The organism is Claveliimonas sp., from assembly GCF_037273965.1.
Taxonomy (GTDB): Bacteria; Bacillota; Clostridia; order Lachnospirales; family Lachnospiraceae; genus Claveliimonas; species Claveliimonas bilis.
On the sequence record NZ_JAYAZJ010000075.1, the window covers coordinates 1 to 24,054 of the forward strand.

Consider the following 24,054-nt stretch of genomic DNA (forward strand, 5'->3'; position numbering starts at 1 on the left):
ATCTGCCTTTTCCATTTTGCTTGATAGCATACAAAATTTGATCTGCCATATGATATATTTTACGAAAGCTTTCCGGCTCTTTTCCGTAGATTCCTCCTACCGATACCGATGTCCTGCTAAGCGGATATCTCCTCTTCGCCTCTTCTGTATAAGAAAAAACCAGCTGATCGACTTTTTCTTTAACGGCGCTGATATCCAGGCACGGCTGGGCAAAAACCGCAAATTCATCACCACCCAGGCGTACAATAATGTCTGTCTTCCGAAAACATTCCTTTAGTTTTTCTCCCATATAACAAAGCATACTGTCGCCCGCTCCATGGCCATATATATCATTGACCTTCTTAAAATCATCCAAATCCAGCATGAGGAATACAAAAGGAACTCCTTTTTGCATTACCTCTCCGATCCTCTCTTCTCCTCCTTTTCGGTTATATACGCCTGTAAGAAAATCTCTGCTCGATTCCCGGATCAGATCATGAATATACCCGGCCATCTCAACCACAGCATCGTCTACTCTGGATATATGGAGCATAGATATCACATCTTTCTCTTTCTTCTTATATACCAACGCTGTAAAAATAAAGCAGCTTGGCGGTTCCTTACGCTCTGCTTTACACAGGCATCTTCGGCTTTCTTCTCCTATTTTCTCCTCATGATAAGACACGATTTCATAGCCGGAACGGATTGGCATCATTTCTTCATTTTCCCTTTCCATCAGTCTTTGAAATTGTCCCCGATTCACTGCCGTATAATCTCTGCCTGCTCCCACAAAATACATATTCTCGTCAACCATGGATATGATTTTTGTAATATCCCTGTCCCTGAAATAAAAGTCCAGGAAACTGACCATCACCGGGTACGCTTCTTTTATCGCATTTTTTCCTGCAACCTTTTCTTCCATTCTGCATACAGTCCTTTCTGCATTCTGCCTCTGCCAAACGCTTCTTACCATATCTTTTATTAACTTTATATTAGCATATTATGACACTGAAATGGGCATTTCCAATTCAATTTGACTGTTTTTTGATTTTTTTCTGCCTTTCTCTTTTCTTCTTTTTCTCAGGGCATGGTATAATAAATTATACCTGTGCATAAGGTAGTTTCTGCGGAACCGCAGAAACCGCTTTACATGATACGCTAGAAGGAGAAGGATATGGAAAAACTTCTGTTTATTGATGATGATTTGGATTTTCTGGAAAGCAATCGGATTTATTTCACCCGAAAGGGATATAAAATCTATCAGTGCAGTTCTCCGAAGGAAGCCTGGGAACTTCTTCAAAATACAGCCTTTGACTGTGTGATCCTTGATATTGATATGCCTGAAATCGACGGCTTTTCTCTCTGCCGCCATTTTCGCGAACAAAGCCGGGCTCCTGTCATTTTCTTATCTGGATTTTCAGATACAGAAAGCCGGATTCAAAGTTTTCAATCTGGCGGTGACGATTTTCTGGCCAAACCTTATGACATTTTGGAATTAGAATACCGGATCCGGGCAAGAATCCGACGAAGTGAATCCGTATTTTACAATGATGTGCTCACCTTTGGTCCGCTTGTTATTGATATGGATCGACGGATAGTAAGCTATAATGGAAAAGAAGAATACTTTTCTGCTCTGCAGTTTGATATTCTTTCCTTTCTGGCTCAAAATCCCGGAAAGGTCTTTTCCTATGAACAGCTTTACGACCGCATCTGGAAAACTCCTATTGTGGGCAGCAGACACAATCTTCAGGTTACCGTTTCTACTATACGTCACAAACTTACTGCCCTTTGCAATGAAAAACAATATATAAAAACAGTATCCCGAAAAGGATACTGCTTTTCACCGCCTAAGGACCAGGATTTCTCACCGTCTTTTCCTTCTGAACAGGAAAACCAGAAGGATTCCTCCCACCACACAAACTGAAAGCACTATACCGACTCCTATCTGCAGTGACTCGGAGGGATAATTCGTATCCTCTTCTGGATTTTCCTCCCTGTCCGGGGTTTTTAGGCCTGCTTCTTTATTTTCTTCTTTGTTTTCTTCTTTTTTACCGGAAGACACACTGGAAGAGCCGGTTCCGGCGGATGCAGCATCGGAAGCGGAAGCATTGTCACTATCCGAGGCCGATGACGCTGAAACATTCCCCATTCCACTGCTTCCTCCCGGCACCTGCGTCAGCGGCGGCAACACATCCTCTCCCTCTGTAGGTCTTGTCTCTCCGCCTCTGCTGCCTTCGATACCGGTTCCCTCCATCGTGTATTCCTCTGTCAGCTCCAGGATGTCTGAATCCAGAGTTGTCCCATCCGACAGTCTTTGGCTCATTTTATAATAAGTATAACTTTCCTCTTCCAGAAGATTATATGCAGGATACCAGCTTATCTGCTCTCCTTCAGATACTTCCTGGCTTTCCAGATCGCTCCATGTTCTTTTATCATCGGAGCCTTGCAGAGTAACTGTTCCCTCCTGCGGAACAAATGCGTCCATATGAAGGATAAGGCCGCTGTTCTGATAAGTTTCTGCAAAGGCCAGGAGAAAGTAGGGATTCGTACTGGAGCCATACACCACCAGGCACCTCGGATTCTGATCTCTGAAAACAACATAATCATCCGGATAAGTACCCGTTATAACTGTGCGGACTCTTTCTTTCGGGAAGTCCGTATCTTGCCAGATCACCGGAATTGCTGTACTATCTGTCTTCCCGCTTTGATTGATCGTCACATCATCTTCAGCAGGCAGACGGGAAACCGAAAAATTTTCTTCCTCCGGAATCACAATGACCGGCATATCCTGATAGTTCTCCGCTGATGCCGCTGATACAACAGGCTTATCTGCCAGAATCATCCGCCCCTGACAGAAAAATTCGGGAAGCCCCATTCCTGTTTCTTCCCCATAGACAAAGAAAGAACCTTCTTCCTGTACAACTGCAGTATCTTCTGCCGAACCCGCCAAAATGCTGACGGAAATTAATGTCAGACTGCCCCCGGGACAAACATGGAAGATCCCTTCACTTCCTCCGGTTCCTTCCAGAGACAAAAAGGGCCACAGTTCCATCTGTCCTTTCACATAAATTGTATGTCCGGCTGTTTTCACTGTAATATTTTTCCTGTATTTTCCGTTATCATAAAGATAATTCTCATCTTCCGGTACTGTAATGTCATCTGTCAATACAACAGTTCCGCCTTCGCTTCTGTGACTCTCAAGCCACTTCTTCCATTCTTCGTATGTAGCTACTGTATCATTGTCCTCCGTTTCAGAGGCATGAACACAGGCAAAATTCAGGAAAAATAATATTGTCGCAAAAACTATGACTTCTGCTATAATAACTATAACTAAATGTGGATGTTTGGCTTTCATCAATGCCATTCTTCCTTTCCAGAGAGGTAAACTGCTATGTACACAAAAAAAGTTTCTATACTGACCTGTCTGCTCCTGCTTACAGGATTATGCGCTATCGGACTCTTTTCTCTTCTATATCGCTTTGACAACAAGTATATCATGAGGGCTTCCTTGTCACAAGAAGGTTTTTCAGTCATAAAAGGGGACTCTTCTGATCCCCGCAAAATCACCTACCTGGCAGAAGGCTGGGAATTTTATCCGGATGTGGAAGCCTCCCCAGATGAACTGTCGGACTATACTTCAAAAGAAATCTATATTGGCCAATATTTTAGTTTTTCTTCCTTCCATAAGAACCATTCTCCCTATGGATCCGGTACATACCGTATTGTCCTGACCGGTAAGTCAGGTAGCTATTCTCTCCTCCTTCCGGAGGTTTTTTCAGCCTGTAATGTTTATGTAAACGGAGAACTTACTGCTTCTGCCGGCTCACTGTCCCCCTATCGTCCCTTAATCAAAGATACCATCGTAACTGTTCCCCTTGAAAACGGGCAGGCAGAAGTTGTGGTCCAGACAGCAAATCACAGTCATTATTATAGCGGCGTCACTTATCCCCCTGCTGTTGGAAGTTCGGAAGCAGTCAGCCGTCTTATCTCAGAACGCATGATCTTTTACGGCTTTCTGTGTTTTACTTCTCTGACGCTGGCTCTTTTCTCCTCTGCCGTCTGGATCGGCCTGCGTCATGATCCCCGCTCCCGGGAAAACTTCTTCCTTGGTATCCTTGCGCTCTCCTTTTCTATCCGCATCTGTTATCCGTTCCTTCGGCTGGCGGGCGTCCCCCTGATCCGTCCCCTGTATGCACTGGAGGATGCCATGGCTGCTCTTGGCATCTTCTGCATCATACGGATCGTCTCTTTAGTCTGTCTGAAAAGAGGGCTTCTGTCAGATCGTATTCTTCCAGGCATCTCCCTTGGATTTGTTGCCTTAAGCGCTGCTGCTCCTATGGTAATTCTTCCTCTTCTCCCGGCCTTTGCTGCTGTTTACGGACAACTGCTTTTCTGGTATAAACTGATTATTTCCCTGTTTCTTTTCTTCCTTGTCCTTAAACATTTAACCGGCAAAAGCAGCGAAAATTTCCCTCTTCTTGCCGGAATTGGATTTTATGCCCTTTCCCTGTGTGCGCACATGCTCTGCCTTGGACGCTATGAACCTGCCCGCACCGGATGGTATGATGAGTGGGGCATTTATGGATTGATCCTGCTTTTTTCCGTTCGTATGGTTATTCACAATATTCGGATCGTCCGGGAAAATATCCGGCTAAACCGCCACCTTCAAGAAGAAGTGGAACATAAAACCGCTTCTTTAAATTCTCTTCTGGAGGAGCGGCGTCAGCTTCTTCTGGGATTTGCCCATGATTTAAAAACTCCGATCACATCCATCACTACCTTCACACGGCTGGCACAGATGGAACAGCCGGATCTCAGCGACGAAACAAAACAGTATCTTGATACAATACGGCAAAAAGCAGGCGAAATGCGGGATCGGCTGGTACTGCTCCAGGAATTTTCCTACCAGGATACGCCCTCTGACTTTTCTGTCGTAAATCTCACGGACCTGATCCGGGAATTTTATGAGCAGAATCTGCCTGACATGGATGTATCAGGCATTCGTTTTCTGCTGCATATCTCCCCCAAAGAACCGCTTTTCGTTTATGGCGACCACATTAAACTGATCAGTCTTCTTCAGAACTTAGTTTATAATGCGGTAGGATTTGTACCTGCAGAAGGAAAGATTGAACTTTTCCTGTCCCTGGAGGATAACAATGCCTGTATCATAGTCAGGGACAATGGCAGCGGCATTGCGCCTGAAAATCTCCCCCATATATTTGAACAGTTCTTTACCCGCCGTAAAGGCGGCGAAAATGGCGGCATGGGCCTTTATATCGCCAAATCCATCACAATTGAACATGGAGGAAACATTTCTGCTTCCTCCACACCTGGCTGCGGCACTTCCTTCACTGTGTCGCTCCCTGTTTTTCATAAACCGGATCTGTCCTAAGACGGCAGGGAAAATACCCACATCTGCCGGATTTGATCCTGAATGTCCGCAAACACCCACTCCTTTTCCGAATTTGCCTTGCTGAAAGGATCGTTTAGGGTTACTTTTCCATCTTTATATCCTGTCAGCACAAGAAAATGACCTACGTCTGTAAAATCGCCCGGCAGCATGCTGCAGACTACCGGATGACCTGCCTGCAGCTCTGCCGCCAGCGAGCTTTCATCCAGCATGGTTTCCTGACAGCGAAGGCCCCAGTCTGACGCCGCGCTCTCCAGCATCGCCCAGTATGTATTATTACTTTCATCGATATAGCCCCGCTCTTCGCTGTATTTTGCCATCCTGTAGGGCGTTGCCGTTACATCGCCGGTCAATCCTACGATCACCATGGACATACAGGTGGGCCCGCATCCGCTGGAAGCGATAATACTCGTTCCATAGGAAGCATACCCCCATCTTTCATCCCATTGCAGGTAATGGGGAATCTGTCCTTCCACTTCCGGCCCCTCTACCGTACTTGGAGCTTCTTTATCTTTATTCTGGGCATAATCTTTTACAAAATCAATCAGCTCATCATTTTTATCTACCAGGCTTATGATCTCATCCGGACAACCTTCCTCTTTTGCTTCTTCCTTTGCCGCCGCAATCTGTTCTGCTTTCTTCTGCTCCGGTGTCTTGGCTGCTTCCTCTTCTTCCATGGCTTTCCTTTGTTCGTCTGCCGCCTTTTCGCGTTCCGCCTGCTCTCTGGCTTCCGCCTGCGCCTTTTCCCTCTCTGCTTTCACTTCATTTAAGGCATACCCGCCTGCTGCCCCTCCTGCCAGAATCAAGGCTGCTCCTATACACATCGCCTTTATTTCTACAATTCTGCTGTTCTTCTCTCTTTCCTTTTTGCTGTCCTGATTCTCTCGGATATTCTTCTGTATATCTGTCACCTCTATCGTTTTTTTCTTTTATACAGGAGTCTTCCGGCCAGCACAGACAATGCCCCGGCAAAAATACACAGATCTCCTATATTGAATGTTACAGCCTGCGCCTTCTTCCATTTTGTCTTTACTGCAAGATAGTCCACAACTCTCCCGCGGACAGCGCGGTCAAAAAAATTGCTCCATGCGCCTCCTGATGCAAGCATGATCCCCGTTTTTTCAAGAACTCTTTTCTTCTGTGTCATAAGAAACTGTCCATAAAGAAAAACAGCGGCGCCCACTGCACAGGAAACACCTGTTACAATTTTCGGCCGTTTTTCCAAAATATTGAAAGCAAACCCTTCATTGTAAACCTTCCGAAGGATCACGCGGCCTCCCATGATCTCTTTTTCGTCTGACTCGCCCAGATTCCGCTCTACAGACTGTTTGATCAAAATATCCGCCGTTGCTGTCAAAATCGGAATAGACTGCAGAAATACCGTCATATGTTGCTTTCTGTTAATTTCAGATTTCTTCTTTAATGCGTACAATCTGTTCTTCGTATTTTTCAATTTCCTCTTCCCGTTTCTCAATAGCTTCACACAATGCGATCATATCCATATCCTGGATCTCATTCTTTGTAAATTTCTCGTATATCGATCTGCCGATATCTTCAAAATCCCTTCTGTTTCCTCTCTTCAAAGAACGGATTTCCCCTTTCAGTCTCTGTATCTCCAGGGAATCTCCGGCACGTCTGCTTAAATCACTTGCCACATCAGATACTCTTTTCCCAAATTCATCAAAAAAATCTGCCATTTATCATCTCTCCTTTGTCTCATATCTGTCTTAGCCGATCCAGAGTATGGTACAGATCCAGGGTTCCGTATCCCCATTCCCTGTTCGGATATGGTTCTCCCGGTCTCTGCCTGGCTCCCAGGATAAACAGGTTTTTAAGCTGCAGCGTATCTACTCCGCTGCTTCCCACATGATAGCGGAGCCACTCTGTCATCAGCGCGGCGGCTCCCGCGGTAATGGCTGCGGCAGCGCTGGAGCCTGATCTTTCCTGGAATCTTCCTCCCGGAACGGCACCTATAATGCCGACACCCGGCGCTGCAAGATCCGGTTTTATCTCTCCAGTTCTAGTATATCCTCTACCGGAATTAATATCAATACTATTCTCTGTTCCATTATAAAAGGCACAGGAAATGGCAGAACTTACGGCTGATGGCGCCGTCAGCGTCGTATTGGGATCAGACCTGAGAAAAAACACCTCACCGTTCAGAAAATTTTCTACAGGGAGCCAGAGATGAAACTCACCTCCTGCCAGCTGTACCGGCTCTACGATTACTTTCCATATTCCCGGTGAGGGGTGCCCGAACCTGAAAAAAATCAACTGGGAATTATTCCTCTCTACCAAAAGACGGTAATCTACCGAGACTTCTGTTCGGTCAAACACAAACTGAAACACTGCGTTTCCTCCAGGCTGCACTCCGATTCCCTGCTTCACTTCCCCGGAGGGAGACACAAGAGAAATTGTCAGGATATTGGGAATGTCAGACCAGAGCTCTGTCACAAAACCTCCCACTCCTTCCCCGACCCGTATCTCTACCTCGCTTCTGTCATCCCTGTCCGCAAGCCTGTCAGAAAAATGCCTCCGTCCCGCCGCTTCATTTCCTGTCCCTGTCACGATCCCGCGGTTGATGATGTTGGAATAATATTCCAAAAGAACAGCAAGGGGCAGTGTCCCGTTATGTCCGCCCATACTGGTTCCAAGAGCAATACACAGGATCAACGGCATATTTTTCCGCTCTGCCAGATCCGCAAGATACTGTACTCCCAGCATAATATCATTTTCCTGGTAACATACAGCTTCCGGAGCAATATAATAAAATTCTTTCAGATACTGCTTGGCCTCCTTCAGCTTTACCACAGCCAGCGTGGCTTCCGGGGCTGCTCCCAGAAATTTACCGGATTCATCCGCTCCTCCTGCAGCCACGCTGGCAATAAATGTTCCGTGTCCGTTTCTATCCATGCTTGGAACGATCTGAAAAGGATCCTCTGATGCCAGAGCCCGGTTGATTTCTTCCTCTGTATATTCTGTACCGTAGAGAAATCCTTCCGGAGTCATTCCATCCTGTATGGTCTGATCCCAGATGGCTGCAATCCTTGTGCCTCCATCCAGAGCACGGAACACCGGATGGGTATAATCGATCCCGGTATCTACGAAACCGATCATCACGTTTTCTCCCATCAGCTCTAAAGTAGGATAATTCTGTACCTGTGTGATCCCGGCCTGATTCATGGCTTCCATATCAAGGAGCGCATAGCATTTGGGGACAGAACTGTATGGAAACCGTTCAAATCCTATAGGATCCGCAAGAGGCTGATCAATATAGATCACATCATACCCCGCCTGTGTCCTCTGGCGGCAAAGCTTTTCCTCCGGAACCTGAAAATCAATTCTTCCCCCTCTGGATGATACGATAAAATCCCGATACTCCTCTGACAAGATTCTCTGACGGCAAAGTTTAAAATCAGGCATAAAAATACCTCATATGCTTTTTCAATTAAGTATATGAGGTATCAAAAACTCTATTCCTGCAGTCAAAGATTTCCGCCTGTATTTCACTGTTTTTTCTCGCCCATATTTTCGTAGAAACTGGAAATCTCCTGCTCTTTCGGCACTGGCAGATCCGGTCCCTTCCGGAAAATAATCTTTAAGAGCACCGGGGTTACGATAGTCGTCAGGACGACCATAATAATGACAGGCCCGAGGAATACAGAACCCAGAAGTCCTAAAGCCATACCTTTGTTTGCCACGATGAGAGCCACCTCACCTCTGGAGATCATACCCACGCCGATCCTTCTGCACTGATAATTCTTATAATGGCAGATCTTTGCGCCAAATCCGCAGCCGATGATCTTCGTCACAACAGCAACGATCACGAGCAGAACGGAAAAAATCACAATGGTGGAATCCATTTTCGGAAGGACAACTTTCAGCCCGATACTGGCAAAAAACACCGGTGACAGAAGCAGATAGGAAATGGTGTTAAATCTTTCCTGGAGATACTCTGCTTTCTCGGTATTGGCGATGATCAGACCTGCAAAAAAGGCTCCGGTAATATCCGCCACACCGAAAAATTCTTCTGCACAGTAAGACATGACAAGGCAGAATACAAAAGCAAGGATCACATGTCTTCTCAATCCTTTTTCTGCATGATCCACCCAGGAATGGTACCATCTGTACACCACAACTCCAACCACTGCGGCAAAAACAAAAAATCCCAGAATCTTCAGCAGTACTACCGCTATACTGACAGAAGAATCTGCCATGCTGGTTACAATGGTAAGCCCGATAATACCTAAAATATCATCTATGATAGCCGCACCAAGGATCGCATTTCCGGAGCGGGTCTTTAATTTCCCCAGCTCTTTTAAAGTCTCTACCGAAATGCTGACCGATGTGGCAGTCAGTATGATACCGATAAACACATTCTGCAGCATAAGGCTGGCTGCTGCATCTGACTCGATCACGCCAGGCCTGTTAAAAAGATAGGACAGGGCAAAACCGCCTGCGAGAGGAACAAGTACTCCGCACATAGCAATGACAAAAGACGCCTTGCCGCTGGCTTTCAGTTCATTAATATCTGTTTCCATTCCCGCACAGAACATCAGCACGATCACTCCCAGCTCTGCCACGGAAGTAATAAAGGCTGTCTCTTCAAGAATCCCGAATACAGCTGGGCCAAGGATAAGTCCTGCAAGAAGCGCACCTACCACCTGCGGCATCTGTACTCTTCTCGTTGCAAGCCCTAAAAGTTTGGTACAAAGTAAAATAATCGCCAAATCCAGCAAATAACTATAATCCATTTCCTGTCCCCTCGTAATCTCTAATATTTTATCCTTCCAGAAGTGCTGGTTCCTGACCTCTCAAAGTAATGATCGGTCCTCCGGTTCCCTGTATGTAACTTTCTGTAATCGTCACCTGTCCGATGGAATCATCTTTTGGTATCTCATACATGATGTCCAGCATAAATTCCTCAATAATCGCCCGAAGCGCTCTGGCCCCTGTATCCTTCTCCATCGCTTTTCTTGCAATAGCCCTCAATGCGGAATCATCAAATTCCAGCTTCACCTCATCCAGAGCAAGCAATTTCTGATACTGCTTCAAAATCGCATTTTTCGGCTCTTTCAGTATCTTTACATACATATCTTCATCCAGACCCTGCAAAGTAAAGACGATAGGCAGACGCCCGAGAAATTCCGGGATCATACCAAAATTTCTTAAGTCTTCTGTTGTCACTTTTCCAAGGATATTTTTATCATGATCATATTTATCCTTCAAATCTGCATTAAATCCAATGGCAGCCTGTTTTGTAAGACGTTCCTTTATGATATTTTCCAGATCCGGGAAAGCTCCTCCGCATATAAAGAGAATATTCCGGGTATTAACCGTGGTCAGCGGAACCATGGCATTTTTGCTGTTGGCTCCAACCGGAACTTCCACCTCGCTCCCTTCCAGAAGCTTCAGCATTCCCTGCTGTACGGATTCTCCGCTTACATCCCTCTGATTGGTGTTTTTCTTTTTCGCGATCTTATCGATTTCATCGATAAAAATGATTCCCTGTTCTGCTTTCTCCACATCATTGTCCGCCGCTGCCAGAAGCTTTGACACGACACTTTCTATGTCGTCGCCGATATAACCGGCCTCTGTAAGAGATGTGGCATCCGTAATGGCAAGAGGTACATCCAGAAGCCGCGCCAGCGTCTTTACAAGATAGGTTTTTCCGGATCCTGTCGGTCCGATCATCAGCATATTGGACTTCTCAATCTCAATATCATCCATAGTATCTGTAGCTACCCGCTTATAGTGGTTGTATACAGCCACGGACATAACCTTTTTGGCATATTCCTGCCCTACCACATACTCATCAAGTTTTGCTTTGATCTTATGAGGCGCTGGAATGTTGTTAATATCAAGAAGGGGCTTCTTCTCCTCGCCCTCTTTTCTCTTCTTGATCTTCTGCTGTTTTGGCACTGCATTTTCCAGATCAGACATGTTGAAGATCTGAACGCCCGGTATATTCATCAGCTTGCTGTAATCAATCTGCCCGTTTGTCATGGCGTCAAAACTCTTCTGCATACAGTCGGAGCAGACAGAAATATTGTTGGGAAGATCGATCATTTTTCCTGCTGTGCTCTCCGGGCGGTGACAAATGAAACAGATCTTCTCATATTCGTCTTCTTTCTTGGTTTTTTCTACTTCTACTTCTGAGTCATTTACTTTTTCAATCTCATTTTCATTGTTCTGATCTCTTTCTGACATGATGACTCCTTTCTATTTCTTTCTCTCTTCTATCATCTGAAGGAAGGCTTCCTCCGACAAAATCGGAATCCCAAGCTCCCTTGCCTTTTTGTTTTTGGACGATGTGGATGCTGTATCATTGTTGATCAGATATGTCGTTTTAGATGTGACAGATCCGGTCACCTTGCCTCCCATGCTTTCGATCAGTTCCTTTACTTCTCCCCGGTTGGCAAAATGTTCTACGCTTCCGGTGATCACGAAGGTAATTCCCTTAAGGATCTCTCCGTTCTCCTTCTCCTCTTCCTCCGGAAGGATCACCTCTTTTAAAAGCTTTTTATACTGTTCTCTATGCTGCTCATTCTGAAAATAATCCACAAAAGCCCCGGCGATCACTTCCCCAACTCCTGCGATTGAACTTAACTGCTCTTTGTCAAGTTCCAGGATCCGTTCGGGATCATTTCCCACTTCCTGGCATATCATTTTTGCATTTGCCAGACCAATATTGGAAATCCCAAGGCTGTAGATCAGTCTCGGCAAAGTAGTAACTCTTGCCTTCCTGGCACTCTCGATCAGATTGCGGTAAGATTTCTCTCCAAAACCTTCCATATTCCGGATCTCATCCTGATAGCGGTCCAGATGAAAAATATCTGTATATTCGCGGATAAATCCTCTGGCTATAAATTTTTCCAGCGTCGCCTCCGAAAGGCCTTCTATATTCATGGCGTCCCTGCTGACAAACAGGGCGTAGGATTTGATCTGCTTCGCCTGACATTCGGGGTTGGTACAGTAAAGCGCCTTTGCATTGCTGATTTGCCGTATCTCCGTCTTTCCCTGGCATACCGGACAGACCTTGGGAATATCTTTCACCCCGCTTCCGGTCAGATTCCGGGCAATCTGGGGAATGATCATATTTGCTTTATATACTTCAATGGTATCTCCTATCCCCAGCTTCAGTTCTTCCATAATGCTGATATTGTGAACGCTTGCTCTGCTGACCGTGGTACCCTCCAGCTCCACAGGATCAAAAATGGCAACCGGGTTAATAAGACCTGTTCTGGAAGGACTCCATTCGATTTCTTCCAGCACAGTCTCCTTTGTCTCGTCCGCCCATTTAAATGCGAAAGAATCCCGTGGAAATTTAGAAGTTCTCCCTAAAGACTGACCATATCCTATATCATCATATATTAGCACAAGTCCATCTGATGGAAAATCATTTTGACTGATTTTTTCTGAAAATTTAATAACTTCTTCTTCTACTTTTTCCCTGGTTACAACATGGTGTTCTACTACGTCAAATCCCTGCTGTTTCAGCCAGTCCAGCTGGTATGATCTCGAATTATGGAAATCTACTCCGTCCGCCTTTACAAGCGCAAAAGCAAAAAAGTTTACGTTCCTTTTTGCTGTGATTTCATTGTTGAGCTGACGCACTGAACCACTGCAGAGATTACGGGGATTTTTATATTTTGCATCCGCATCGGGAATTTCTTCATTGATCCTCTCAAAATCCCGGTATCCGATGACTGCCTCTCCCCGAAGGATCAGCTCCCCCTGGTAGGCTATCTTTAAAGGAATATTTTTAAAAACTCTGGCATTGTTGGTGATTACTTCCCCCACTTCTCCAGTTCCGCGGGTAACTGCCTTTACAAGTTCCCCGTTCCGGTAAGTGAGCACAACAGTAAGGCCGTCCATTTTCCAGGACATCACCACTTTCTGATCCCCGGCAAACTCTTTCAGTTCCTCAATATCTTTTGTCTTATCGAGGGAAAGCATCGGGCTTTCGTGCCTCTCCTTGGGAAGTTCACTTAACACCTCATATCCCACATTGACAGTGGGACTGTTTGACAATACCATACCAAGCTCTTTTTCCAGCGCTTCAAGCTCGTCATACAGGGCATCATATTCGTAATTGCTCATGATCTCCTCTGCATCCTGATAATACGCCTTTCCGGCCCGGTTAAGAAGATCTGTCAGTTCCTTCAGTCTCTTTTTCTTCTCTGTCTGATGATCTGCCATTTTCCTGCTATTCTCCTATTCCTTTTTTTCTCCGGACTTTGTACTGTGTTCCTCAATCTGACGGTGCAGTCCGGCCAGCTCCTGATCCGTCAAAGGCCTGCTCTGTCCCGGCTTCATATTGCCGAGTTCTATATTCATAATACGGATCCTTTTCAGCATTCTCACCTGATATCCAAGGGCATCGCACATTCTTCGTATCTGACGGTTCAGCCCCTGTGTAAGGATGATCCGAAAAGTATAAGGTCCTTCCTGATATACACGGCAGGGCCTGGTTACAGCGTCAAGATTTTTTTCTTTATCTGTAATATGGACTCCTTCGGACATTTCCCTGATAAATCCTTCTGTAATCCGGCGATCTACCGTTACCTTGTACTCTTTTTCATGGAAATTGGCCGCCCGCATAATACTGTTGATCATATCTCCGTCATTTGTCATGAGAAGAAGACCTTCGGAATCTTTATCCAGCCTGCCGGCATAGGTGATCCGTACCGGATAGTTTAAAAAACGGACAATATTATTCCGTGTCCTTGGATCTTCTGTACAGACAATGCCTACCGGCTTATAAACTGCCAGGACAACCTTTTCTTCTTTACCGCTGATTACTTTTTTTCCAACCTGTACTTTCTGACCTTTTCGTATCTTCATTCCAAGAACTGCCCTCTGGCCGTCCACATAGACCTTTCCGGATTCGATCAGGCGGTCTGCCTCACGGCGGGAACAGATTCCTGCTTCTGTAATATATTTATTTAAACGGATTTCTTCTTTCACATCAATTGCTCCTAGTATAACATCTGTGTTCTGGTTTCGACAACTTTTCGTTTGTAAAAACATCCTGTCTGTATTAAAATGAATTTAGCGTCGGTGTATGCTTGTTAATATACCTGTTGTGCACCGGCGCTATACATCCTTAAAAGAAAGGACTTTTTGTATGATCATTCTGACACCTGAGACAAAGACCTGCATGTCTCATCTGCTGGCTCATGAGACATTCGATCATTTTTCTTTTATAGAAGGTGAAATTATAACCTTTGGGAAATTTACTATGAGCGGCTTTCTCCAAAAGAGTTTTTTTGACGAACCTCCCAAAGAAGAATATGCTCTCTGGAAACTTTTCAGAGACTACTGCTATTCTATTATCCGTGGAAAACGTACCCCTTTGAGCTTTCGCCTGATCTTTTCTCTCGCCCCGGAAGAAATCGGGAGATTTCTCTCTGACAGCAGACTGGATTTTCCTTTGTCTGATGTCCAGGGACTGTATCTGAATTTCCGGTATGACGGTTCCAAACTCACCTGCACTACCGGAACCTCCTTCCGTCAGTTTATCATGGACAAATCTGTGGAGCAGTCATGGGATAAAAAAGTCCAGGAACTTTTCTTCCAAAACGGGATTCCCTATGAACTGGACAGTTGAAGTAACCTGATACTTATAGCAGGCAAAGCAGGCGGATATCACATCCGCCTGCTTTTTATATCCTCTATTCTTACTTTCCGGCCGCAAGCCTTTTCAGCGTCTGCCGAATTGCTTCCCAGGCCTTTTCAGGGCTCTCAATATCTTTTGTTGCTTCCTCCATGGGACAATTTCCTGTTCCCTGACGATTGCGGATCCTGTCAACCTTTTGCCCGCAGAAGCCGTCAATACCGTAATCAGACAATAGAGCGGCTGCCTTCTTACTCATAACCGACGCGTAGACTTCCTTTACTCCTGCCATCACGTAAAGAAACGCTGCCCCTTTGCCTACTACCTTATCCGCTGCAGAGAACCCTTTCAGATCCTCCCCGGCTTCCAGCCATTCAACTAACGGCAGAACTCCCCGTTTTTCTGTTGTCAGTATCTGTTCCCCTCTGCAGAGAACGCAGGTGTATCTGCTCTTGTCAAGAATTTCTACCGCTCTTCTAAGATCACTGCTCATTTTTTGCCCTGTTATTGATCCAGAATACAAGCAGCGGCAGCAGAGTCCACTGCAGGATCAATCCCGGAAGCCCTGTAACAATGCTGTTCCAGATAACAGGCATCTGGATTCCCTGTACACCCAGCAGAGAAACCCCGGCTACAATTGCAGCTGCACGCACCAGACGTCCTGCAATCTGCACAAGAACTACTTTTGCCAGTACAGGCATACTTACATTTCTAAGAAGACCTGCCGCCAGTCCGTAAACTGCCAGCTCGATCATCATAAACGGAAGCATAGCTGCTCCCGGCATTCCTGACAGCGCAAAGCTTACAAGGGGACCAAACACTCCGGCAACTGCTCCCGCATAAGGTCCTGCCATCAGTCCTGCCAGAATGATCGGAAGATGCATGGGAAGAAATGTCTCTCCAAGTGCTGTACCAAGTCCCGATACCGCTCCCATTACATGAAATAACTGTGGAATTACAACTGCTCCTGCTACCGCTGCAAATGCGGCAAGAGCCTGTGTTTTGAAAGCCAGTTTCGGAAGATCCTTCTGTTTTGTAATAATCGTGTTTGCCATACTTTCTCTCCTTTCCATTTTTGTTCTGTCATCCTCTTCTCTTGTCAAAAGAGTGTCCCATCCGCTTTTATTTTGTCAGCAGCATCATAATGTCATTGCTTCTCTGTACAAAAGCTGTCATCTCTTCCGGGCTTAAAGGCTTATGAGCCAGCATTGCCAGATCATAAAGCTGTTTGCAGATCACCGGAACATTCTCATTATCTTTGTTTTCAACTACAAACTGGACCAGTGGATGGTTGGCATTCAGAGTCAGCGTACTGTCTGTACCGAACATGGACGGATCCATTCCCGTCATACCGTACATTTTCATCATTTCCTGCATACGTCTGCTCTGCTCTGACAGAGTGATCATAGAAGCCACCTTGTCATCTTTCAGTTTTTCAACCTTTACATTCAGTCTATCATTATCCAGAGCTTTTTTAAAGACCTCTGTTAAAGTATCCGCTGTTTTCTGGAAGTTTTCTTTTTCTTCTTCCTTCACTTCTTCCTTTGCAGATTCTGTAATGTCAGCATCGATGCGCTGGAACTGTATATTTTGGTTCCTCTGTTCCAGTTGTGTGATAAACGGAGAGTCGATATTGTGGTTCAGGATCACCGCATCCTGTCCCTGAGTGCGGAACATATTGATATACTGGCTCTGCTGCTGTTCATCTGTCACATAATAGATAGTAGTCTTCGGCTCTTCCTTCTTCTCTTCACCCTCTGTCTCTGCTGTCTCCTCTTTCTGATCCTTCGGGTCGATTAAAGTTCCGCCGTTTTCCTCTACACACTCTTTCAGAGTCATATATTTATGGTCGATATTCTTGAAGAGAATGTAATCCATCATCTTGTCACAGAATTTTTCGTCCTTCAGGCAGCCGAATTTAATAAACGGACTGATATCATCCCAGTATTTCTCATAATTTTCCTTGTCAGTCTTGCACATACCGCTCAGTTTATCAGCTACCTTCTTGGAGATATAATCTGCAATCTTTGTCACAAATCCATCGTTCTGAAGCGCGCTTCTTGATACATTCAACGGAAGATCCGGACAGTCGATCACTCCTTTTAATACCATCAGGAACTCCGGAATCACTTCTTTGATGTTATCAGCAATAAATACCTGGTTGTTATACAGCTTAATGGTTCCCTCAATGGAATCGTACTCTGTGTTGATCTTCGGGAAATAAAGGATACCCTTTAAATTGAAAGGATAATCCATATTTAAATGAATCCAGAAGAGCGGCTCCTTGTAGTCCAGGAACACCTTTCTGTAAAATTCTATATAATCCTCCTTGGAGCATTCATTCGGATGTTTTGTCCAGAGAGGATGGATGTCATTGATCGCAACCGGACGCTTGTTGATCTTTACTTTGTCCTTTGCCGGGGATACTTCTACCATTTCTTTCTCCCCGTTTTCATTTTCCTTCTCTTCCATCTTGGCTTCCTCATGGATCCGTTCTACAACAACGTCATCCTCTTTCAGGTCAGCCTCATCGATCGTCTCATATTCCTGCTCCGCATTGGCTTTGGACAGGAACATTTCCATCGGCATGAAAGAGCAGTACTTCTCCAGAACTTCTCTTACACGATACTCATTTGCAAATTCCAGGCTGTCATCATTCAGGAAAAGAGTAATTTCCGTTCCGACTCCTTCTTTATTTCCGTCTGACATCTCATATTCTGTCCCGCCATTGCTGACCCAGTGCACCGGCACAGATCCTTCCTTATAGGAAAGAGTATCGATATGAACTTCATCAGCAACCATAAACGCTGAATAAAATCCAAGTCCGAAATGTCCGATCATGTCATCTTCCGTTGTTTTGTCCTTGTACTTTTCCAAAAATTCTGTTGCTCCTGAAAAGGCGATCTGAGTAATGTACTCTTCCACCTCATCTGCTGTCATACCGATACCATTATCGATAAATTTCAGTGTCTTTTCTTCCGGATTTACGATCACCTGGATCTGCGGTTTATAATCATCCGCCATCTGATATTCTCCCATCATATCAAGCTTTTTCAGCTTTGTGATGGCGTCGCACCCATTTGAGATCATCTCGCGGACGAAGATGTCGTGATCAGAATACACCCACTTCTTAATGATTGGGAAAATATTCTCACTGCTGATAGATAAATTTCCTTTTTTTGCTGCCATTTATATCACTCCTTATAAATTCTCTTTTTCTCGTCTAAAAAATATGATAATACCCTCTGTTTTAAATGTCAACCAAAAATTAGCACTCTTTTAGTAAGAGTGCTAATAATTCCCTTAAAAATATAAAAATTTCATAAATTTATTCCACGCTCTTTAAGGATTCTACCATATCAATGCGCTTCAGTTTAAAATACATTACCCAGTTTACGAACATGGAAAATCCCCATGTAAAGAGAAGGCTGTACAGATAACTCGGGAAATGGATCACTCTGCCGAACATGATCTCGTCTACCTCCACAGTGACAATAATAAACTGAAGCAGAAGCCGTCCAAGCCCCATTCCCGCAAGGGCTCCTATCAATGTGAGAAGAATATTCTCCCGGTATACATAGGAAGCCACCTCTATGTCATAAAATCCCAGTACTTTGATGGTTGCAAGTTCCCGTTTTCTTTCTGTAATATTAATGGTATTCAGATTATAAAGTACTACAAAAGCCAGCATTCCGGCCGATATGATCAGTACAACAATGACCAGATTTAAACTTTGAAGCATATCATCCAGCCTGCCTTCTATACTGGTAGTGTAACTGATATTCAGCACATTTTCATTGTCCAGAAGACGGCTTCCGATCTGTTCCGCCTGATCTTCTTTTCCATCCTTCAGTTTCACAAGGACTCCATTATATTTTGCCTGTGCTCCAAATAGCTCCTCATAATATTCCGGTGACAGATAAATGTAATGTCCTATATAATTTTCACTGATAGCCTCTACCGTCACTTCCTTTTCACCAAGACCGTTATCTTCCAGCTTCACGGTATCTCCGATTTCCACGCCAAGGGCTTCCGCCGCTTTTTCTGTCAGGATAGCTCCCTCGTCTTCCAGCGTATAGGATTCTGATGAGGTTCTGCTTCGGAATGTAAGGAAATCCTCAATATGTTCTGTACTTTCCGGTACTGTAAGATAGACATCCAGAGTTTCACTGTCTGATTTCACCTCCAGATTCTGCATCCGGACCTGGAGTTCTCCGTCTACAGCCTTTTCGTCCTTTACCGCATTTACGATCTCATCTTTTTCCTCTGCAGATAACCCATCATCATAGTAAACTGCGGCATCATAATGCTGAATCTCCTGATATTGCAGATCCGGGACCTCAAAAATGCTGTCCTTCAGCCCAAAGCCCACTACCATCAGAGCCATGCAGCCTCCTATACCAAACACTGTCATAAAAAACCGTTTTTTATAGCGGACCAGATTTCGTATAGAAGATTTCCACGTAAAATTCAAATGCCGCCAGATCAGTCCCACTCTCTCCAGAAGAATCCTCTGACCCTGTTTTGGCGCCGGAGGACGCATCAGCTGGGCCGGAACACTTGCCAGTTCTTTATAACAGGCCATAAGTGTTGCCGCAAGAGTACAGAGCACAGCGATCAAAGTTGCCTGCAATGCATAGCTCATGTGATAGGGCACAAGGATATCGGGAATATGCTGATACATGATCTTATAAGCATATATGATGATCCACGGAAAGATCTTTTCTCCCAAAAGTACACCGACAATACTGCCGCCCAGAGTAGCTGTCAGGGCATATGTAATATATTTCCCCGCAATGGCCAATTTGCTGTATCCAAGAGCTTTCAGTGTCCCGATCTGGATTCTCTGCTCCTCCACCATTCTCGTCATAGCAGTAAGACTGATAAGCGCAGCTACCAGAAAAAATACAGCCGGAAATACCTGCCCGATAGCTCTCATCCTGTCGGCGTTGTCCCCGTATCCGTCATACTCCGCCAGTGCGCTGCTCCTGTCCTGCACATACCATTCAGGGTTTTCGATCTTTTCTATTTCTGCTCTGGCATCGGCGATTTCCTGCTTTGCCTCCTCAAGCTGTCTCTCACCGTCCGCAATCTTTGCTTCTCCGTCTGCGATCTGCTGCGCTGCCTCAGCTGCCGCCTTCTCATATTCGGACCATCCGTCCTGAATTTCTTTTTCACCGGATGCCAGTTCGTTTTTCCCTGACTGAAGAGTTTTTTCCTGACCGTTTAGCATCTCCCACGCTGCATCAATCTGGGCCTGCCCGGCATCGATCTGTCTTTTCGATGCATCCAGCTCCTCTCTTGCCTGCTTAAGCTGAGCCTCGCCATCCCGGATCTGGTTCCCGGCTTCTATAAGTGCCTGTTCACCGGATATCAGCTGCTGCTCCTTTTCAAGAAGCTGCTGCTCTCCCGCTGCCAGCTCCTGTTCCTTCTTCTCAAGATCTGCAAGCTGACTTTCCAGAGCCGCGATCATTGTATTGAGAGCCTCTTCACTTTCAATGCCCTGTCCCTGCATCTGTACGGTCAGAGCATCTTTTTGCTGATTCCATCCGGCAAGGCTTTCTTCCAGGCCGGCTTTTACAGAATCCCACTGTTCCAGAAATTCTGTCTCCTCCTGTGTCCTTTCCTCCTCCGGAATCTTCAGGATTTCTTCATAATGCACCGCGCCTTCTTCCATCTGTCCTGTAACCTGGTCAATATTATCCTGGCAGGTTTGAAGAGCAGCCTGCAGCTGCTTCAACGGTTCCAGAGATGAGTTGATCTCGCCCTTTCCCTGTTCCAGCAATTCTTTTTGCTCATCCAGCTCCTGTTTTTGCCTGGCAATTTCCTGCTTCGCCCCGGTGATCAGAGGCATTTTCTGATTGTATTCTACAAGATAAGCTGCCCTTGCGCTCTGCAGCTCGCTTTCTTTTTGCTCCAGCTGTGCCGCACCGCTTTCATATTGTTGTTTCCCTTCATCCAGCGAAGCCTGTTGGGAAATCAGTTCCTGCTTTCCTGACTTAAGCTGGGCTTCCCCATCTGCAATCTGCTGCCTGGACTGCTCGAGAAGCTCCTGGGAATCCTCCAACTGTTTTCTGGCGTCTGCAAGCTCTTTTGCAGCCGTGCTTTTAGAATCTTCCAGTTCCTTCCGTGCATCCACAAGGGTTTTTGATTCCTCGTCTACCGTCTGCTGTGCGTCGTCCACTTCTTCGTAGGCCTCATCCATAATATCCTGTCGCCGCACTTCGCACCTGGCGTCGGCAATTTCTTCCAGACGGTCTGCCGTTTCAGAAACAACTGTTTCATATTCGTCGGTAAATGCCGTCTCATCGGCCGCTCCTTCCACCCGGACATAAGCCTCCGAGTAGATATCCATACAAAAACTCTCTTCCGGCACCGCAATAAAACCACTGACTTCGCCGTTTCCTACCGTACTGCTGCCTCTCCCGAAGGAAATATAAAGAGGGCTGTTTCCGATTCCCACAATTTCATAAGTATCTGTTGTGAGAGTATCCGAAAGAGGGTCGTCGCTTCCGGAGGAAACTGTGATGGTATCCCCCACTTTGTACCCTTCGCTGGCTGCAAAGTCCTCATCTAAAAGACACTCTCCCTCTTTTTGAGGGAGCTGCCCTTCCGCTACCTGCACATCATTAAAATTTTCCTGTATGGACATGACATGGACAACCTTTTCCGTATCTCCCACGGAACAGAGCACATCCGTACTGTAGGCTCCTTCTGCCGCCTCAACGCCTTCCGTCTTTTCTATTTCTTCAATATCATCTTCCGTAAGCCCCATCGTTCCCATGACTTTAATGTCCATCAGATGTTCCTTGTCAAAATAGGCATCACCGGAAACTCTCATACTGGGTTCGGAAGATCGGATTCCCGCATAGAAAGCAACTCCCAGCGCTACAATGAAAAAGATAGAAATAAAACGGCCCCGGGACTTTTTGATCTCCATGAAGAAGTCCTTATGTAACATATTCCTTTTTTTCTTCATACAATCCCTACCATTCTATCGTTTCTACCGAAACCGGATGGGGGTTTTCCACGATTTCTTTTGTCTTTCCGTTTTTAATCTTGATCACGCGATCCGCCATAGGCGCAATTGCCGAATTATGCGTGATAAGAATCACTGTCATTCCTCTTTGGCGGCAGGTATCCTGCAGTAATTTTAAAATCGCCTTTCCTGTATTGTAATCCAGAGCACCTGTAGGCTCATCGCACAGCAAAAGTTTGGGATTTTTAGCCAGCGCCCGGGCGATGGAAACTCTCTGCTGCTCTCCTCCGGAAAGCTGCGCCGGAAAATTATCCACCCGCTCTCCTAAGCCTACATGCTGCAGCACTTCTCTTGCATCCAAAGGGTCTTTGCAGATCTGCAGCGCCAGCTCCACATTTTCCAATGCGGTAAGATTGGGGATCAGATTATAAAATTGAAAAACAAATCCAATATCATCTCTTCTATAGGAGATCAGTTCCTTTCCGCTGTATTTTGTAATATCATTTCCGTCGATCCACACCTCGCCCCCGGTGGCTGTATCCATTCCGCCCAGTATGTTCAGCACCGTGGTCTTTCCGGCACCACTTGGTCCAACTACAACTGCAAATTCGCCTTTTTTTATCTGGAAGGAGATCCCATCTGCTGCTGCAATATCTACTTCTCCCATATGGTATATTTTTTTTACGTCTTTCAAAGAGACAAATTCAGGCATAAAGTACCTCCTGTGGATAATGTTCTCCCGAACTGAAATTTTACATTGTATGCAGTTATTATATCACTTATAATAGAAATTGTAATGTTCTGTATTGGAAGTTTATAAGATTTTAAGAATGGAGTGGTACAATGGAAAAAGTAGAATTTGTGAAAGCACAAAGTGACGAAGACATCCGCCGGGTTGCGGTTCTTGCCGAAGAAATCTGGCATGAACATTTCACAGATATTATCGGAGAAGCACAGGTGAATTATATGGTAGAAAAATTTCAGTCCTATCCGGCTCTTAAAGCGCAGATTGCCGACGGGTATGAATATTATCAGATCATGTGTGGCGGGCAGCTGGCAGGCTATACCGGGGTACATCCGGAAGATGGCAGACTCTTTTTAAGCAAGCTTTATCTGCACAGAGATTTCCGCGGAAAACATTTAAGTACAAAAGCCTTTCATTTTCTCACAGAACTCTGCCGTAAAAGAAATCTTTCTTCGATTTGGCTCACCTGTAACAAACATAATGATCATACACTAAAAGTATATGACCATCTCGGTTTTCATACTATCCGCTCCGAAAAGAATGACATTGGAAACGGTTTCTATATGGATGACTATATTATGGAATATTCCGTGACAGGATAAATGAAAAATAAATTACTGTGCCTCTCTTCCGATCAGATGATCAAGGCTGATCTCAAAAACATCAGCAATGCGGCACAGCATAAAAATATCCGGAACACGTTTATTATTTTCATAAGATGACAGGGAAGTACGGTCCACACCTATCTTTTCTGCCATCTCTTTTTGTTTCAGACCGTGCTCTGTTCTGAATTTACGGATCCTGTTTCCGATTTTATATGGTTCTGTCATTTTTACTGGTTCCTTTGTCCCTCTTACAGATTTTCTTTCAGATTTGACTTCATATCAGCAATCATCCGGTTAATGATCTTCAATTCCCTTCCGTTGCAATTCTCCAACTGTTCCATGATCTCACTCTGATAAATCTTCGCCGATTCTGTCAGGCTGTCACATAAAAGACAGTCCGTTGTGACCTGGAGTGCATTGGCTGTTTTAACCAGAAAATCTACGCTGAGTTTCCTGCTGCCATTTTCCACATGGCTGATATGGGGAACAGAGTACTCTATCTCATAAGATAATTCCTGCTGTGACATATTCCGCTGCTTCCGCGTTTCTTTGATCCGCTGTCCAAGCTTTGCATAATCCATAGCACTACCTCCGTCAGTCGTATTCTTATTTTATTGGAAAGTCTTCATTTTTAACATGCACTGTAAGGATAATGCTATGCTTATAGTTTAAATATTGTAAAATTTTTTTCGTTTAAAAATTAACGGGAGACGTAGT

General features: G+C 45.1%; 21 protein-coding genes. 4 read left to right on the forward strand and 17 right to left on the reverse strand.

What is annotated here, in order from left to right:
- A partial coding sequence (locus WJ238_RS06675; RefSeq protein WP_337606483.1) for a GGDEF domain-containing protein occupies positions 1-901 on the reverse strand: 901 nt, incomplete at its 3' end.
- A 252-nt stretch (positions 902-1,153) separates the two neighbouring features.
- Between WJ238_RS06675 and WJ238_RS06680 the strand changes: the two genes are divergently transcribed.
- Positions 1,154-1,903, forward strand: a complete 750-nt coding sequence (locus tag WJ238_RS06680) for a response regulator transcription factor (protein ID WP_337606484.1) — start codon at positions 1,154-1,156, stop codon at positions 1,901-1,903.
- Here WJ238_RS06680 and WJ238_RS06685 read toward each other — a convergent pair.
- The gene (locus WJ238_RS06685) at positions 1,844-3,343 is read right to left on the reverse strand and encodes a hypothetical protein (RefSeq protein ID WP_337606485.1); all 1,500 of its coding nucleotides are present in this window, start codon (positions 3,341-3,343) and stop codon (positions 1,844-1,846) included. The genes WJ238_RS06680 and WJ238_RS06685 overlap by 60 nt on opposite strands.
- Before the next feature lie 27 nt (positions 3,344-3,370).
- On the opposite strand from WJ238_RS06685, the gene WJ238_RS06690 reads away from it, so the two are divergent.
- Positions 3,371-5,371: a sensor histidine kinase gene (locus WJ238_RS06690; RefSeq protein WP_337606486.1), complete on the forward strand. Its 2,001-nt coding sequence runs from the start codon at positions 3,371-3,373 to the stop codon at positions 5,369-5,371.
- Here the strand turns inward: WJ238_RS06690 and WJ238_RS06695 are convergent.
- The 8 genes from WJ238_RS06695 to WJ238_RS06730 all read right to left on the reverse strand — a co-directional run bounded on the left by WJ238_RS06695 (position 5,368) and on the right by WJ238_RS06730 (position 14,359).
- Entirely contained in the window at positions 5,368-6,300 is a 933-nt protein-coding gene (locus WJ238_RS06695) for a C39 family peptidase (RefSeq protein ID WP_337606487.1), read from the reverse strand. The two genes, WJ238_RS06690 and WJ238_RS06695, sit on opposite strands and share 4 nt — an antisense overlap.
- 2 nt (positions 6,301-6,302) lie before the next feature.
- On the reverse strand, positions 6,303-6,776 hold the full coding sequence (locus WJ238_RS06700) for a signal peptidase II (RefSeq protein WP_230105409.1): 474 nt from the start codon (positions 6,774-6,776) through the stop codon (positions 6,303-6,305).
- A gap of 19 nt (positions 6,777-6,795) precedes the next feature.
- Positions 6,796-7,086, reverse strand: coding sequence for a hypothetical protein (locus WJ238_RS06705; RefSeq protein ID WP_230105408.1), 291 nt, complete (start codon positions 7,084-7,086; stop codon positions 6,796-6,798).
- 19 nt (positions 7,087-7,105) lie between these two features.
- A complete protein-coding gene (locus WJ238_RS06710) occupies positions 7,106-8,812 on the reverse strand; it encodes a S8 family peptidase (RefSeq protein WP_337606488.1) in 1,707 nt (568 codons plus the stop codon).
- Between the two features lie 83 nt (positions 8,813-8,895).
- Entirely contained in the window at positions 8,896-10,143 is a 1,248-nt protein-coding gene (locus WJ238_RS06715) for a cation:proton antiporter (RefSeq protein ID WP_337606489.1), read from the reverse strand.
- 28 nt (positions 10,144-10,171) lie between these two features.
- On the reverse strand, positions 10,172-11,599 hold the full coding sequence (gene clpX / locus WJ238_RS06720) for an ATP-dependent Clp protease ATP-binding subunit ClpX (protein ID WP_230105405.1): 1,428 nt from the start codon (positions 11,597-11,599) through the stop codon (positions 10,172-10,174).
- Between the two features lie 12 nt (positions 11,600-11,611).
- A complete protein-coding gene (gene ligA / locus WJ238_RS06725) occupies positions 11,612-13,591 on the reverse strand; it encodes an NAD-dependent DNA ligase LigA (protein ID WP_316269944.1) in 1,980 nt (659 codons plus the stop codon).
- A 15-nt stretch (positions 13,592-13,606) separates the two neighbouring features.
- Positions 13,607-14,359 (reverse strand): pseudouridine synthase, encoded by a 753-nt coding sequence (locus WJ238_RS06730; protein WP_230105403.1) that lies wholly within the window; start codon positions 14,357-14,359, stop codon positions 13,607-13,609.
- 160 nt (positions 14,360-14,519) lie between these two features.
- Here WJ238_RS06730 and WJ238_RS06735 point away from each other — a divergent pair, with 160 nt between their 5' ends.
- Positions 14,520-15,002, forward strand: a complete 483-nt coding sequence (locus tag WJ238_RS06735; RefSeq protein ID WP_316269943.1) for a DUF5721 family protein — start codon at positions 14,520-14,522, stop codon at positions 15,000-15,002.
- A gap of 70 nt (positions 15,003-15,072) precedes the next feature.
- Here WJ238_RS06735 and WJ238_RS06740 read toward each other — a convergent pair whose 3' ends face one another.
- The 5 genes from WJ238_RS06740 to WJ238_RS06760 form a co-directional block, all read right to left on the reverse strand.
- Positions 15,073-15,501 (reverse strand): DUF1893 domain-containing protein, encoded by a 429-nt coding sequence (locus WJ238_RS06740; RefSeq protein WP_337606490.1) that lies wholly within the window; start codon positions 15,499-15,501, stop codon positions 15,073-15,075.
- Entirely contained in the window at positions 15,491-16,063 is a 573-nt protein-coding gene (locus tag WJ238_RS06745) for an ECF transporter S component (protein ID WP_230105400.1), read from the reverse strand. The genes WJ238_RS06740 and WJ238_RS06745 overlap by 11 nt, the downstream gene beginning before the upstream one ends.
- Before the next feature lie 67 nt (positions 16,064-16,130).
- On the reverse strand, positions 16,131-18,197 hold the full coding sequence (gene htpG / locus WJ238_RS06750) for a molecular chaperone HtpG (protein WP_337606491.1): 2,067 nt from the start codon (positions 18,195-18,197) through the stop codon (positions 16,131-16,133).
- 139 nt (positions 18,198-18,336) lie between these two features.
- Positions 18,337-21,948, reverse strand: a complete 3,612-nt coding sequence (locus WJ238_RS06755) for an FtsX-like permease family protein (RefSeq protein WP_337606492.1) — start codon at positions 21,946-21,948, stop codon at positions 18,337-18,339.
- Positions 21,949-21,994: 46 nt separating this feature from the next.
- Positions 21,995-22,699: an ABC transporter ATP-binding protein gene (locus tag WJ238_RS06760; protein ID WP_316269426.1), complete on the reverse strand. Its 705-nt coding sequence runs from the start codon at positions 22,697-22,699 to the stop codon at positions 21,995-21,997.
- A 131-nt stretch (positions 22,700-22,830) separates the two neighbouring features.
- Here WJ238_RS06760 and WJ238_RS06765 point away from each other — a divergent pair, with 131 nt between their 5' ends.
- The gene (locus tag WJ238_RS06765; protein ID WP_316269427.1) at positions 22,831-23,334 is read left to right on the forward strand and encodes a GNAT family N-acetyltransferase; all 504 of its coding nucleotides are present in this window, start codon (positions 22,831-22,833) and stop codon (positions 23,332-23,334) included.
- A gap of 12 nt (positions 23,335-23,346) precedes the next feature.
- On the opposite strand, the gene WJ238_RS06770 is transcribed toward WJ238_RS06765, so the two are convergent.
- Together WJ238_RS06770 and WJ238_RS06775 are read right to left on the reverse strand one after the other, a co-directional pair.
- On the reverse strand, positions 23,347-23,562 hold the full coding sequence (locus tag WJ238_RS06770) for a helix-turn-helix domain-containing protein (RefSeq protein WP_230105395.1): 216 nt from the start codon (positions 23,560-23,562) through the stop codon (positions 23,347-23,349).
- Positions 23,563-23,585: 23 nt separating this feature from the next.
- On the reverse strand, positions 23,586-23,918 hold the full coding sequence (locus WJ238_RS06775) for a helix-turn-helix domain-containing protein (RefSeq protein ID WP_230105394.1): 333 nt from the start codon (positions 23,916-23,918) through the stop codon (positions 23,586-23,588).
- Positions 23,919-24,054 lie beyond the last annotated feature (136 nt).